Below are 13,187 nucleotides of genomic sequence, written 5' to 3'. Positions count from 1 at the left end.
AGCATCGACGCAGAAGATCCTGACACCGGGGTAATCCGTGAAAAAGCTCTCCGCACGACGACGCCATCCGCTGGCGGCTCTCGTCGTCCTACTCCTCGCGCTGGCATGCACAGGGGGGCTGTACGCCGCGTTCGCACCCGCGAGCAAGGCGCAGGCCGATGAATCCGCCCAGTCCCTCGCCATCGACGAGGGCAAGAAGCTCTACGCCGTCGGCTGTGCCAGTTGCCACGGCACCGGAGGGCAGGGCACCACCGACGGTCCGAGCCTGGTCGGCGTGGGCGCCGCGGCCGTCGACTTCCAGGTGGGCACCGGCCGCATGCCGGCCCAGCAGCCCGGCGCGCAGGTCCCGAAGAAGAAGGTCATCTACTCCCAGGCGGAGATCGACCAGCTCGCGGCCTACATCGCCTCGCTGGGTGCCGGTCCGGCCATCCCGTCGGAGGAGAAGTACGGCCCCGAGGGCGCGGACATCGCCAAGGGCGGCGAGCTGTTCCGCACCAACTGCGCGCAGTGCCACAACTTCACCGGCAAGGGTGGCGCCCTGACGCACGGCAAGTTCGCGCCGAGCCTCGAGGGTGTCGACCCGAAGCACATCTACGAGGCCATGCAGACCGGCCCGCAGAACATGCCCTCCTTCCCCGACACCACCCTGTCGGAGCAGAACAAGAAGGACATCATCGCCTACCTGGACGCGGTCAACGGTGACGACACCGAGAGCCCCGGTGGTCTCAGCCTCGGCGGACTCGGCCCGGTCAGTGAGGGTCTGTTCGCCTGGGTGTTCGGACTGGGCGCGCTGATCGCCGTCGCCGTCTGGGTCGCCGCTCGGACCGCAAAGGCCAAGAAGTCATGAGTAGCCAAGACATTCCAGAAGAGAAGCTGCCGGCAGAGCAGGACCGCCCGCACGGCGCGGCCGCCCGGCCCGCGGACGAGACGAACCCGTTCGCCGACCCGGGGCTGCCGCCCCACGAGCCGCGGGTCCAGGACGTCGACGAGCGGGCCGCCAAGCGGTCCGAGCGCACGGTCGCCCTGCTGTTCACGCTGTCGATGCTGGCCACCATCGGCTTCATCGCCTCGTTCGTGGCGATCCCGGTCGACAAGTCGGTCTACATCTTCCCGCTCGGTCACATCAGTGCGCTGAACTTCGCGCTCGGCATGACGCTCGGCGTCGCGCTGTTCGCCATCGGCGCCGGCGCGGTCCACTGGGCCCGCACCCTGATGTCCGATGAGGAGGTCGCCGACGAGCGCCACCCGATCGAGGCATCCCCCGAGGTCCGTGCCAAGGTCCACGCGGACTTCAAGCAGGGTGCCAAGGAGTCCGTGATCGGACGCCGCAAGCTGATCCGCAACACGATGCTGGGCGCGCTCACCCTGGTGCCGCTCTCCGGCGTCGTCCTGCTGCGCGACCTCGGTCCGCTGCCCGGGACCAAGCTCCGCCACACCCTGTGGTCCAAGGGCAAGCTCCTCGTCAACATGAACACCAACGAGCCGCTGCGTCCCTCCGACGTCGCGGTGGGCTCGCTCACCTTCGCCATGCCCGAGGGCCTGGAGGAGCACGACGAGGACTTCCAGAACGAGATCGCCAAGGCCGCCCTGATGATCATCCGGCTGGAGCCGGACTCCATCAAGGACAAGCGCGAGCTCGAGTGGTCGCACGAGGGCATCGTGGCGTACTCGAAGATCTGCACCCACGTCGGTTGCCCGATCTCCCTGTACGAGCAGCAGACGCACCACGCGCTCTGCCCCTGCCACCAGTCCACCTTCGACCTTGCCGACGGTGCCCGGGTGATCTTCGGTCCCGCCGGTCACGCCCTGCCGCAGCTGCGCATCGGCGTGAACGACGAGGGTTACCTCGAAGCGCTCGGCGACTTCGAGGAGCCCGTCGGTCCTGCTTACTGGGAGCGCGGATGAGTACTGCAGCCAACGAACCCCGCTCGCGCGGGAAGGCACCGGCCGGCGAGCGCGTCGCCGACTGGGCCGACGGCCGGCTGGGGATCTACTCCCTGGCCAAGGCCAACATGCGCAAGATCTTCCCCGACCACTGGTCGTTCATGCTGGGTGAGGTCTGCCTCTACAGCTTCATCATCATCATCCTCACGGGTGTGTACCTGACGCTGTTCTTCCACCCGTCGATGGCCGAGGTCGAGTACCACGGCTCGTACGTGCCGCTGCAGGGCCAGATGATGAGTGAGGCGTACGCCTCCACTCTGGACATCAGCTTCGACGTCCGCGGCGGTCTGCTGATCCGGCAGATCCACCACTGGGCCGCGCTGATCTTCCTGGCCGGCATGTTCGTGCACATGATGCGCGTCTTCTTCACCGGCGCGTTCCGCAAGCCGCGCGAGGTCAACTGGCTGTTCGGCTTCCTGCTGCTCGTCCTCGGCATGTTCACCGGCTTCACCGGTTACTCGCTCCCGGACGACCTGCTCTCGGGCACCGGTATCCGCTTCATGGAGGGCGCGATCCTGTCCGTGCCGATCGTCGGCACGTACATCTCGTTCTTCCTCTTCGGCGGGGAGTTCCCCGGCCACGACTTCGTGTCCCGGTTCTACTCGATCCACATCCTGCTGCTGCCGGGCATCATGCTCGGCCTGCTGGTGGGCCACCTGATCCTGGTCTTCTACCACAAGCACACGCAGTTCGCGGGTCCCGGCAAGACCAACAAGAACGTCGTCGGCATGCCGCTGCTGCCGGTGTACACCGCCAAGGCCGGAGGCTTCTTCTTCCTGGTCTTCGGTGTGATCGCCGTCGTCTCGGCCATCGCCACGATCAACCCGATCTGGGCCATCGGTCCCTACCGCCCCGACCAGGTCTCCACCGGCGCCCAGCCGGACTGGTACATGGGCTTCTCCGAGGGCCTGATCCGAGTGATGCCTGGCTGGGAGATCAACTTCTGGGGCCACACACTGGTCCTGGGCGTGTTCGTCCCGCTGCTGATCTTCCCGCTGGTCCTGGCGGCGATCGCGGTCTACCCGTTCATCGAGTCCTGGGTCACCGGCGACAAGCGCGAGCACCACATCCTGGACCGCCCGCGCAACGCCCCGACCCGCACGGCCTTCGGTGTCGCCTGGCTGACCGTCTACTTCGTGCTGCTGATCGGTGGCGGCAACGACCTGTGGGCCACGCACTTCCACCTGTCGATCAACGCGATCACCTGGTTCGTCCGCGTCGCGTTCTTCGTCGGCCCGGTCGTCGCCTTCATCGTCACCAAGCGGATCTGCCTCGGCCTCCAGCGCCGCGACAAGGACAAGGTGCTGCACGGACGCGAGTCCGGCATCATCAAGCGCCTGCCGCACGGTGAGTTCATCGAGGTGCACGAGCCGCTCAGCCAGGAGCAGCTGCACACGCTCACGGCGCACGAGCAGTACAAGCCGGCCGAGATCGGCCCGACGGTCGACGAGAACGGCGTCGAGCGCAAGGCGACGGGCACGCAGAAGCTCCGCGCCAAGCTCAGCGAGGCCTACTACGGCGAGGAGTCGCAGATTCCGAAGCCGACCGTCGAGGAGTACAAGGAGATCACGAGCGGCCACGGCCACCACTGACCCTCCAGCGTCGCCACACCACGGTCGAAGGGCCCCGTTCCGGTCTGCGGACGGGGCCCTTCGCCGTGCCCGGGGCTGGATAGGGTGGGAGCACGATCCCGTCGACGACACACACGATTCAGGAGCGGCTATGAGCGCTGTGACCCCCGCTGGAGGCGACACCACGGCGGACCGCTCCTGGCCCGCCCTGCTGAACGGACTGCTGGACGGCCGCGACCTGAGCGCGGACGACACCGCCTGGGCGCTGGACGTGATCATGCGCGGTGAGGCGACCGACGCGCAGATCTCCGGTTTCGCCGTGGCCCTGCGGGCCAAGGGGGAGACCGTCGAGGAGATCTCCGGCCTCGTCCGCACGATGTACGACCACGCCAACGTGATCGAGGTGCCGGGGGAGACCGTCGACATCGTCGGCACCGGCGGCGACGGCGCCAAGACGGTCAACATCTCCACCATGTCGGCGATCGTCCTGGCCGGCACGGGCGCCAAGGTCGTCAAGCACGGCAGCCGCGCCGCCTCCTCGGCGTCCGGGGCCTCCGACGTCCTGGAGAAGCTCGGGGTCAACCTGGAGCTGACGCCCGCGCGGGTGGCGGAGGTTGCCGAGGAAGCCGGCATCACGTTCTGCTTCGCCGTGAAGTTCCACCCGGCGCTGCGCCACGTGGCGGCGGCCCGCGGCCAGCTCGGCATCCGCACGGTGTTCAACTTCCTGGGCCCGCTGACCAACCCCGCCCGGGTGAAGGCCCAGGCGGTCGGGGTCGCCGACGCCCGGATGGCGCCGATCATCGCCGGTGTCTTCGCCGAGCGCGGTCACTCGTCGCTGGTCTTCCGCGGCGACGACGGACTGGACGAGCTGACCACGACCGCCACCTCCCGGGTGTGGACCGTGCGCGGGGGCCGGGTGACCGAGGAGACCTTCGACCCGCGGGACGTCGGCATCGAGCTGGTGCCGGTCGAGGCGCTGCGCGGCGCCGACGCCTCCTACAACGCCGACGTCGCCCGTCGGCTGCTGGCCGGCGAGACGGGCCCGGTCCGGGACGCGGTCCTGCTGAACTCGGCGGCGGCCCTGGCCGCCCTGGAGCCCGGCGAGGGGGCCCTGGCGGAGCGGCTGCGGGCCGGGATGGACCGGGCGGCCGAGGCGATCGACTCCGGGGCGGCCCGCCGGGCGCTGGAGCGCTGGGTCGCCGTCAGCAACGCCTGAGCGGCAGTACGGCCGGCGGTACAGCGGTACGGCGGTCCGTGTGACGTGCGTCCCGCGATCCGGACTCGGGTTGCGGGACGCCGATCAGTTCCCCTAGGTTTTTCGACAGGTCATGAGTGACAGTCACGAGGCCCCGGCCGACTGTCCGGCAACCCTCCGTCCGTGGCGGGGTGCCCCGGGTGAAGACCAGGTCGTGGACAGCAAGGTCCACGGCAAGCGCGGACCCCTCGCGAAACCAGGGGTCCTGGGTCGTCCGAGGGAGTCTCCCGTGAACCAGCGAATGCGATAGGGCCGCAGAGCCCCGCCTCCGCATCCCCCTTTTTTCCTCTTTCACAGCGCCTCGCCGCGCGCTGGTCCTCACGGGAGTCCGCCATGTCCGTACCCACCGCTGTCGCCACCCCGCTGCCCGTTCTCGGCCGGGACGTCACCGTGCCGCTCGTCACCGGCGGGGAGGTCACCTACGCCGCGCTCGACTACGCCGCCAGCGCGCCCGCGCTCCAGCGGGTCTGGGACGACGTGGCCGCCTACGCCCCGTACTACGGCAGCGTCCACCGGGGCGCCGGGTACCTCTCGCAGCTGTCGACCGACCTGTTCGAGAACGCCCGCAGGACCGTCGCCGAGTTCCTCGGCTGCCGGGACGAGGACCAGGTGGTCTTCACCCGGTCCACCACCGACTCCCTGAACCTGCTCGCCGCCGCGCTGCCCGCCCACTGCCGGGTCTTCGTCTTCGAGACCGAGCACCACGCCTCGCTGCTGCCCTGGCGGGACGCCGACGTGACCTACCTCGACGCCCCGCGCACCCCCGCGCAGGCCGTCGAGACCCTGGAGCGCGCCCTCGCCGCACGGGAGCCGTACGGGCCCGCCCTGGTCTGCGTCACCGGCGCCTCCAACGTCACCGGCGAGCTGTGGCCGGTGCGGGAACTGGCCGCCGCCGCCCACGCGCACGGCGCCCGGATCGTGCTGGACGCCGCCCAGCTCGCCCCGCACCACGCCGTCTCGGTGACCGACCTCGACGTCGACTGGGTCGCCTTCTCCGGGCACAAGCTGTACGCGCCCTTCGGCTCCGGCGTACTGGCCGGGCGGGCCGACTGGCTGCGCGAGGCCGAGCCGTACCTGGCCGGCGGCGGCGCCAGCCGCAGCGTGACCCGGCGCGCGGACGGCGGTGTGGACGTGCAGTGGCACGACAGCGCCGCCCGCCATGAGGCCGGGTCGCCCAACGTCATCGGCGCCTACGCCATCGCCTCCGCCTGCAAGGTGCTCACCGAGGCCGGGTTCGACGCGCTGGTGGCCCGCGAGGAGTACCTGATCCGGAAGGTGCGCGAGGGCCTCGCCGGGGTGCCCGAGGTGCGGATCCTGTCCCTCTTCGGCGACGACGCGCCGCGCGTCGGGGTGCTCTCCTTCGTCGTCGAGGGCTGGAACAGCTCGCACTTCGCCGCCGCCCTGTCCGCCGAGTACGGCATCGGCGTGCGCGACGGACTGTTCTGCGCCCACCCGCTGGTGCGCACCCTGCTCGGCAGCGACCCGCAGACCCAGGGCGAGTGCGGGGCGCCCGAGGCAGCGCCCGGCGAGAAGTCCCTCAACGCCATCCGCGTCAGCTTCGGCGCCGGCACCCCCGACGAGCACGTCGAGCGGTTCGTCGGCGCCGTCAAGGAGCTGGTGAGCGACGGCGCCCGCTGGAACTACCGCACCGAGGACGGGCGCTGCGTGCCCGACACCACCTCCGCCGCCCCCGCGGCCGGTACCGGCGCCTGAGCCGCCCGGCCCGGCAGCCGCGACCCCAGCACGATCATCCGCAGCGCCCGCTCCGTGGCGTCCGTGAGGAGTTCGGAGGCGCGCACCAGCGCGTCCGCCAGGGCCATCGGCGCCGGCATGATCCCGTGGCAGGCGTCCACCCCCGGCACCTCGTGCGCTCCCTCGCCGAGCGTGCCGGCCAGGGCCAGGACCGGCCGCCCGGAGAGCTTGGCGCGGCGCGCCACCTCGGCCGGGACCTTGCCGCGCGGCGTCTGGTGGTCCAGGGCGCCCTCGGCGGTGAGCACCAGGTCGGCGCGGGCGAGGCGGGCGTCCAGGTCGACATGGTCGAGGAGCACGTCGAAGCGGGGCAGCAGCCGGGCGCCGACGGCGGCGAGCCCCGCGCCCAGACCGCCGGAGGCACCGGTGCCCGCGCCCGTGCGCAGATCGGTGCCGGCCACGCCGAGGTCGCGGGTGAGGACGCGCGCCCAGTTCTCCAGCCCGGCCGACAACTCCTCGACCTGCGCGGGCGTCGCCCCCTTCTGCGGTCCGAACACCCGGGCCACGCCGCGCTGTCCGCACAGCACGTTGTAGGGGTTGCAGGCGACGAGCAGCTCGGTGTCCTTCAGCCGGGCGTCCAGACCGGACGGGTCGATGCGGACCAGGCGGTTCAGCTCCCGTCCGCCGGGCGCCAGCTCGAAGCCGTCCGCGTCCAGCAGCCGCGCCCCGAGCGCCTGGAGCGCGCCCGCGCCCCCGTCGGAGGTGCCCGAGTCGCCGCAGCCCACCAGGACGCGCCGCACCCCGGTGTCGAGCGCGGCGCGCAGCAACTCGCCGACGCCGTACGTGGTGGTGGCGCCGGGGTCGCGCAGGGCGCGGGGCACCAGGGACAGGCCCGCGACGGCGGCCATCTCCACCACCGCCGTGTCCTTGCCGCCGAGCAGCGCGAAGTGGGTGCCGACCCGGTCGCCGACCGGACCGGTGGCGGCCAGCGCGACCAGCCGTCCGCCGGTCGCCGACGCCAGCGCGACGGCGGTTCCCTCGCCGCCGTCGACCAGGGGGATCCGGTCGATCTCGGCCTCCGGCAGCACCCGGCGGACGCCCGCCGCGATGGCGTCGGCGGCGGCCTGGGCGGACAGCGACTCCTTGAAGCCGCTGGGCGCCACGACGACACGGTTCAGTACACGGGACGGAGAGGCCGGGGGGTACGGAGAGGACACGGGGGCTCCTTCAGCGGGTCACGGGCACGCCGAGCAGCGGCCAGACCGCGGCGGCGAAGAACAGCACGAGCAGGGCGGTCAGCGGCGCCAGGACGGCGGACAGCCGCAGCAGGTCGCGCGGGGTGTAGGTGGGGACGCCGGGGACGTCGGAGAAGAGCGTGACCGGCTTGGCGGAGGCCGGGAGCGTGTGGCAGAACCCGGCCGCCGCCGTGGAGGCGAGCGCGGCGGCGACCGGGTTGACCCCGGCGCCGACGGCCGCCGCGATCACCAGCGGGACCAGGACCGAGGAGCGGGCCGAACGGGACTGCAGGACCAGGTGGGCCGCCGTGCTCACCGCGACCACCACGCCGAGGAAGACGCCCGGGGCGACGTCCGCGGGCAGGCCCGACACCAGCCACTTCGCCGCGCCGGAGTCGGCCAGCGCGACGCCCATCGCCATCGTGGCGGCCATGAACAGCAGCAGCGACCACGGGACGGTCTTCAGCGCGTCCTTGAGCCGTACGGTGCCCAGCGCCGGGGAGGACGCGACGACCGCGCCGATCAGCGCCACGACGGCGGGGGAGACCCGGTGCAGGGGCTCGCTGCACCACAGGGCCACCACCGTGGCCAGCAGCAGCGCGCAGCGCTTCTCCGCCTGCGTCCACGGCCCGGTGACCGGGCTCTCGCTGTGCCGCTGTATCTCCTCGGCACGGATGTGGACGGGGCCCGCGCGGTCCGCGCGCCGCGTGGTCGTCAGCAGGACCGTCTCGGCGGCGAGGTGGGAGGAGGCGACCGCCAGCGGCAGGCCGAGCAGCAGCCACTGGGTGAAGCCGATCCGGTCCCCGGTCGCCTCCCACAGCACCGACACCGTGATCAGATGCGCGCCCGCGCCGATCAGGGTCGCCACCGCCGACAGCAGGATCACGGTCGGGAACAGCAGCGCCAGCATCACGACCAGTCGCTTCCGGTCGGCGAGCGCCTTGGCGAGGGCGAGGAACACCGGCAGCGCGAGCGCCGCCCGGCCCGAGGTGGCCGGCACCGCGAAGGCCGTGACGACCAGCGCGGCCGTCGTCAGGTGCACCAACTGCCGCACCGTGCGCGCCCCGCCCACCAGGAACGCCGCGGCCCGCCCCGCGAGCCCCGTCCGGGCGACCGCGGCCGCCAGTACGAAGGCGCAGATCAGCAGCCACACCGTGTCTTCGCCGAGGGTGCCGAAGAGGGTGTCGCTGCTGATGACGCCGGTCGCGGTCAGCGCCAGTCCGGCGCCCAGCGCGATGTACGTGTCGTCGATCGGCGTACCGATCCAGGCGCAGGTGGCCAGCGCGAACACGGCGAGGGTGAGGCGCGCGTCGCCGCCCAGGGCGGGGAAGTTGGCGGGGACCGCCAGCAGCGCGCACAGGGACAGCGCCGCGCACAGGGCCGCCCCGAGGCGGAGGTTCAACGTCACGCCATCGAGGGTTCTTCCGGGCGGTGAGTCCTCAATGAGCCCGACATGAAGGAAACTTCACGCGAAAGCCGGTCATCCCGGCAGCCGGTACCCCATGCCCCGCACCGTCTCCACGCGGTGCGCCCCCAGCTTCTTGCGCAGCGCCCGCACGTACACGTCCACGATGTTGGAGCCCGGGTCGAAGTCGTAGCCCCACACGTGGGACAGGATCTGCTCCCGCGACAGGACCTGCCCCGGGTGCCGCAGGAACAGTTCGAGCAGCACGAACTCACGGGCCGTCAGGTCCACCGTCCGGTCCCCGGCGCGGGCCCGGCGGGTGCGCAGGTCCAGGGAGAGGTCGCCGGAGCGCAGCACCGTCACCTCCGGCGCCCTGGCCGCCGTGCGCAGCCGCAGCCGCACCCGGGCGAGCAGTTCCTCGAAGCGGAACGGCTTGGTCATCCAGTCGTCGGCGCCGCCCTCCAGACCGGCCACCGTGTCCCGTACCGAGTCCCGGGCGGTCAGCACGATCACCGGGGTCGTCACCCGGGCCTCGCGCAGCTCCCGCAGGACCGTGAAGCCGTCCCGGCCGGGCAGCCCGATGTCCAGGACGACCAGGTCGAAGCCGCCGGTGAGGGCGTACGCGTAGGCGGCCTCGCCGTCGGCGACCGCGGTGGTGGTGAAGCCGTTGGCGCGCAGGCCCTTCTCGACGAAGGAGGCGATGCGCTCCTCGTCCTCGACGATGAGGATGCGGTTCATGGTCGTGCCTCTTCCAGTGTGAGTACGAAGGTGGCGCCGCCGCCCTCGGTGGTGCGCAGGTCGACCCGGCCGCCGTGGCCCTCGGCGATCGCCCGCACGATCGAGAGGCCGAGCCCGGCGCCCGTGCCGCGCACTCCGCGCCGGGCGGTGCCGCGCCGGAACCGCTCGAAGATCACCTCGGCGTCCTGCGGCTGGACGCCGGGCCCGGAGTCGGCGACGTACAGCTCGATCCGTGAACCGTCGGCGCGGGAGCCTATGCGGACCCGCTGACCGGCCGTGGTGTGCTGCACGGCGTTCTGCGCGAGCTGCACCATGGCCTGGGTGATCCGCTGGGGATCGAGGTGCGCCTCCCGGTCGGCGACCTCGCCCAGCACCCACTCCCGGTCGCCCAGGGTGCGGGCCTTGACGTAGACGTCGGCGGTGAGTTCGGCGAGCTGCACCGGCTCGGGGGTGACGAAGTCGGGGCGTTCGGCCTTGGCGAGCAGCAGCAGGTCCTCGACGATGCGGCTCATCCGGTCCAGTTCGTCGGTGACGAGGCGGACGGTCTCCTCACGCTCCGCCGGATCGTCGCCCATCAGCTCCAGGTGGCCGCGCACGATGGTGATCGGGGTGCGCAGCTCGTGGCCCGCGTCGTCGACGAACCGGCGCTGGGTGGCGAAGGCGCGCTCCAGCCGGTCCAGCATGGCGTTGAACGTCTCGGCGAGGGCCGCCACGTCGTCGTGGCCGTGCACCGGGATGCGCCGGGTCAGGTCCTGCTCGGTGAGCTGGGCGGCGGTCGTGCGCACCAGCCGCACCGGCTTGAGGATGCGGCCCGCGACCACCCAGGCGATGCCGGTCGTCATCAGCAGGGCGACGCCGGAGATGGCGAGCAGGACGCGGAACACCTCGTCCGCGCGGGCCTGTTCGCGCCCCGGGTGGAAGGCCACCACGAACGCGGCCGCCGGTTCGCCGCCGTAGCGGGCCACGGTGACCTTGGCCCAGCGGATCTCGCCCTCGGGCCGGTGCAGGGTGCCGGAGGAGTCGGGGGAGGCGTAGATGCGGCGCCGGGCGTCGGCGTCCTCGTGCAGGGGCCGGTCGACCGGGATCTCGCGCTGCTGGATGATCTGCGTGGGCCTGCTGCCCACCTCGCCCACCAGGCCGACCAGCTCCTCGTCCAGGTCGGCGTACTGCCGCTCCAGGAAGACCCGCAGCAGCCGGCCCGGGTCGGTGAACGGGCGGCCCGTCTCCGGGTCGAAGCCCTGCTCCTCGAAGTTGGCGAACTCCCCGGCCTCCTGCGCGAGCAGGCCGTTGATCCGCTGGTCGGTGTCGCGCAGCAGGATCGAGCGGGTGGTCGCCGCCACCGAGGCCAGCGCGACCGCCATCACGAGCAGCAGCCACAGCAGGATGCGGACCCGGGCCGAGACCCGGCGGCGCTCGCGCTCATCCGTCGCCGGGCCCGTCGTCGGCGTCGCCGCCCCGGTCGTCGTCATCGTCGTCATCCGAAGGGCCGTCGGTCACCGGCGGCCGCGTCACCACCTGGTCGCTGGGCGTCGGCTCGGGCGAGGAGGAGGCAGGCCGCGGGCTGGGGGAGCCGCTCTCCAGCTCCACCTTGGCCGGGACCTTGGGCTCCTGCGGGCTGTCGGTCAGGGCGAAGCTGGTCGCGGCGATGCCGAGGGGGATCAGGACGACGGCCGCGAGGGCCGCCATGCGGCGGGAGAAGACCATGCGGTGGATTCTGCGCGGGGTTTTCCGCGGGCCGGATGAGTGCCGGGTGAAGAACTCTTCATCCGGTGCCCCGGCTCGTTGGTCGGCTGCGGCGCCGTCGTGGCTGGTCGCGCAGTTCCCCGCGCCCCTTTGGGGCGCGTCTCAGTTGTCCAGGCCGATGGCGAAGGCCGCCTCCAGGTCGTGCTGGGAGTAGGTGCGGAAGGCCACGTGGGTGTCGGTGCCCTCCACGCCGGGGATCTTGCTGATCCGGCCGGGGATGACCTCGGCCAGGTCCTCGTGCTTGCTCACCCGGACCATGGCGATCAGGTCGTAGGTGCCGGTGACGGAGAAGACCTCGCTGACGCTCTCCAGCGCGGCGATCTGCTCCGCGATCTCGGGAATGCGGTCCACGCTGGTCTTGATGAGGACGATCGCGCTGATCACGGCTGGTTCTCTCCCTCGGGCGCCGCCACTGGAACGCCACCAACTCTAGTCGTACGTCCGAACCGCACCCAGGCGTAGGCGAAGCCCAGGCCGAAGCCCACCAGGTGCGCGAGGTAGGCCACCCCCGGACCGTCGCCGGCCCGTCCCGCCGCCAGCCACTGCAGGGTCACCCAGAACGGCAGCACGACCCAGGCCGGGAAGCGCAGCGGCAGGAAGAAGAGGAAGGGCAGCAGGCTGGTCACCCGGGCCCGCGGGAAGAGGAACAGGAAGGCGCCGAGGACCGCGGAGATCGCCCCCGAGGCGCCGACCAGGGACTCCTGGGAGTGGGCGTTGGCACCGGCGTAGCCCAGCAGGGCCAGGTAGCCGCAGCCGAGGTAGAACAGGGCGAACTGGAGCCGGCCCATCCGTTCCTCGGTCATCGCGCCGAAGACGTAGAGGAAGAGCATGTTGCCCAGCAGGTGCACCCAGCTGCCGTGCACGAACAGCGCCGTGGCCGGGGTGAGCGCCGACCCGGGGGAGTCCTCGAACAGTTCTGCGGGGATCACGCCCCAGCGCCGGAAGTAGGCGCGCTGCGCCGCCAGCACCTCCTCCCCGGTGCCGTACACCGGATTCAGGCCCGCGGCCGGGCTGATCAGGAACAGCAGACAGCACAGCGTGATCAGCGTGTACGTCACGGGCGCCGCCCGGCGCCGCGGCGAGCGGACGGGGGCGAGCGCCCGGGCCGCCGTGACCGTGCTGCGGACCGCCTTGCTCCAGTTGCGGATCATGGACACAGAGCATGACGTAACGGGCGCGAGGGCTCATAGCGCCTCGCCGCCGTGGACACGCGGGCGTCGGGTACCCGCCAGGCCGTAGGGTTACGAGCCACACGCACCGGGGGAGCCCGGCGCGTCACCGACACTGGAAGAGAGCGGACAGCCACGATGACGGTTCCCCTGCCGACCGACACGACGCGGTGGCGCTGCACCCTGTGCGGCAACCTCACCCGCTTCGACGTGACCCGGGCCTCGAAGGTCGTCGAGTACGTGCACCTCGATCTGGCCGGTGAGCCGACGGTGGAGGAGCGCGAGGTGCTCAGTGAGACCATCGAGTCGGTGCGGTGCCGCTGGTGCAACGCCGTGGACCAGGTGGAACTCGTGGACAGGCCGGGTGCCGCCTCCTGAGCGGAGCGGCCCCGCACCAGGCGATTCCGGTCCGGGATCGCCCTGAGACATTGGGGTGAC

General features: G+C 71.9%; 13 protein-coding genes and 1 riboswitch. Of the genes, 6 read left to right on the top strand and 7 right to left on the bottom strand.

Features of this window, described 5'->3' with window-relative positions:
• Positions 1-37 precede the first annotated feature (37 nt).
• The 5 genes from qcrC to K7854_RS01050 all read left to right on the top strand — a co-directional run bounded on the left by qcrC (position 38) and on the right by K7854_RS01050 (position 6,483).
• Positions 38-847: a cytochrome bc1 complex diheme cytochrome c subunit gene (qcrC, locus tag K7854_RS01070; RefSeq protein WP_226024416.1), complete on the top strand. Its 810-nt coding sequence runs from the start codon at positions 38-40 to the stop codon at positions 845-847.
• Complete coding sequence (gene qcrA, locus K7854_RS01065; protein ID WP_226024415.1) at positions 844-1,905, top strand: cytochrome bc1 complex Rieske iron-sulfur subunit; 1,062 nt, start codon at positions 844-846, stop codon at positions 1,903-1,905. Before qcrC ends, qcrA begins: the two co-directional genes overlap by 4 nt.
• A complete protein-coding gene (qcrB, locus tag K7854_RS01060) occupies positions 1,902-3,536 on the top strand; it encodes a cytochrome bc1 complex cytochrome b subunit (protein ID WP_226024414.1) in 1,635 nt (544 codons plus the stop codon). Before qcrA ends, qcrB begins: the two co-directional genes overlap by 4 nt.
• Before the next feature lie 130 nt (positions 3,537-3,666).
• Positions 3,667-4,731, top strand: coding sequence for an anthranilate phosphoribosyltransferase (trpD, locus tag K7854_RS01055; RefSeq protein WP_226024413.1), 1,065 nt, complete (start codon positions 3,667-3,669; stop codon positions 4,729-4,731).
• Between the two features lie 108 nt (positions 4,732-4,839).
• Positions 4,840-4,956: riboswitch (SAM riboswitch) on the top strand.
• Between the two features lie 147 nt (positions 4,957-5,103).
• Positions 5,104-6,483, top strand: coding sequence for an aminotransferase class V-fold PLP-dependent enzyme (locus K7854_RS01050; RefSeq protein ID WP_226024412.1), 1,380 nt, complete (start codon positions 5,104-5,106; stop codon positions 6,481-6,483).
• On the opposite strand, the gene K7854_RS01045 is transcribed toward K7854_RS01050, so the two are convergent.
• The 7 genes from K7854_RS01045 to K7854_RS01015 form a co-directional block, all read right to left on the bottom strand.
• Positions 6,411-7,676, bottom strand: coding sequence for a glycerate kinase (locus K7854_RS01045; protein WP_226024411.1), 1,266 nt, complete (start codon positions 7,674-7,676; stop codon positions 6,411-6,413). The genes K7854_RS01050 and K7854_RS01045 overlap by 73 nt on opposite strands.
• A gap of 10 nt (positions 7,677-7,686) precedes the next feature.
• Positions 7,687-9,102 carry an SLC13 family permease gene (locus tag K7854_RS01040; protein ID WP_226024410.1) on the bottom strand — a complete coding sequence of 472 codons (1,416 nt, stop codon included), beginning with the start codon at positions 9,100-9,102 and terminating at the stop codon, positions 7,687-7,689.
• Between the two features lie 72 nt (positions 9,103-9,174).
• A complete protein-coding gene (locus K7854_RS01035) occupies positions 9,175-9,837 on the bottom strand; it encodes a response regulator transcription factor (RefSeq protein ID WP_226024409.1) in 663 nt (220 codons plus the stop codon).
• Positions 9,834-11,306 (bottom strand): sensor histidine kinase, encoded by a 1,473-nt coding sequence (locus K7854_RS01030; protein WP_226024408.1) that lies wholly within the window; start codon positions 11,304-11,306, stop codon positions 9,834-9,836. The genes K7854_RS01035 and K7854_RS01030 overlap by 4 nt, the downstream gene beginning before the upstream one ends.
• Positions 11,257-11,541, bottom strand: coding sequence for a small secreted hydrophilic protein (locus K7854_RS01025; RefSeq protein WP_226024407.1), 285 nt, complete (start codon positions 11,539-11,541; stop codon positions 11,257-11,259). Before K7854_RS01025 ends, K7854_RS01030 begins: the two co-directional genes overlap by 50 nt.
• A 141-nt stretch (positions 11,542-11,682) precedes the next feature.
• Complete coding sequence (locus K7854_RS01020; protein ID WP_030186400.1) at positions 11,683-11,964, bottom strand: Lrp/AsnC family transcriptional regulator; 282 nt, start codon at positions 11,962-11,964, stop codon at positions 11,683-11,685.
• Entirely contained in the window at positions 11,961-12,731 is a 771-nt protein-coding gene (locus K7854_RS01015) for a rhomboid family intramembrane serine protease (RefSeq protein WP_226024406.1), read from the bottom strand. Before K7854_RS01015 ends, K7854_RS01020 begins: the two co-directional genes overlap by 4 nt.
• Before the next feature lie 156 nt (positions 12,732-12,887).
• Here K7854_RS01015 and K7854_RS01010 point away from each other — a divergent pair, with 156 nt between their 5' ends.
• The gene (locus K7854_RS01010) at positions 12,888-13,127 is read left to right on the top strand and encodes a hypothetical protein (RefSeq protein WP_052841425.1); all 240 of its coding nucleotides are present in this window, start codon (positions 12,888-12,890) and stop codon (positions 13,125-13,127) included.
• Positions 13,128-13,187 lie beyond the last annotated feature (60 nt).

It is taken from the genome of Streptomyces hyderabadensis, from assembly GCF_020404845.1.
GTDB classification, from domain to species: domain Bacteria; phylum Actinomycetota; class Actinomycetes; order Streptomycetales; family Streptomycetaceae; genus Streptomyces; species Streptomyces hyderabadensis.
This window is presented reverse-complemented; position numbering and strand designations above follow the sequence as displayed.

Excerpts from the sequence above, each read along its gene's own strand:
- K7854_RS01025 (WP_226024407.1), bottom strand. The coding sequence starts at position 11,541 with ATGGTCTTCTCCCGCCGCATGGCGGCCCTCGCGGCCGTCGTCCTGATC.
- K7854_RS01030 (WP_226024408.1), bottom strand. The coding sequence starts at position 11,306 with ATGACGACGACCGGGGCGGCGACGCCGACGACGGGCCCGGCGACGGAT.
- K7854_RS01015 (WP_226024406.1), bottom strand. The coding sequence starts at position 12,731 with ATGATCCGCAACTGGAGCAAGGCGGTCCGCAGCACGGTCACGGCGGCC.
- K7854_RS01010 (WP_052841425.1), top strand. The coding sequence starts at position 12,888 with ATGACGGTTCCCCTGCCGACCGACACGACGCGGTGGCGCTGCACCCTG.
- qcrB (WP_226024414.1), top strand. The coding sequence starts at position 1,902 with ATGAGTACTGCAGCCAACGAACCCCGCTCGCGCGGGAAGGCACCGGCC.
- K7854_RS01035 (WP_226024409.1), bottom strand. The coding sequence starts at position 9,837 with ATGAACCGCATCCTCATCGTCGAGGACGAGGAGCGCATCGCCTCCTTC.
- trpD (WP_226024413.1), top strand. The coding sequence starts at position 3,667 with ATGAGCGCTGTGACCCCCGCTGGAGGCGACACCACGGCGGACCGCTCC.
- qcrA (WP_226024415.1), top strand. The coding sequence starts at position 844 with ATGAGTAGCCAAGACATTCCAGAAGAGAAGCTGCCGGCAGAGCAGGAC.
- K7854_RS01050 (WP_226024412.1), top strand. The coding sequence starts at position 5,104 with ATGTCCGTACCCACCGCTGTCGCCACCCCGCTGCCCGTTCTCGGCCGG.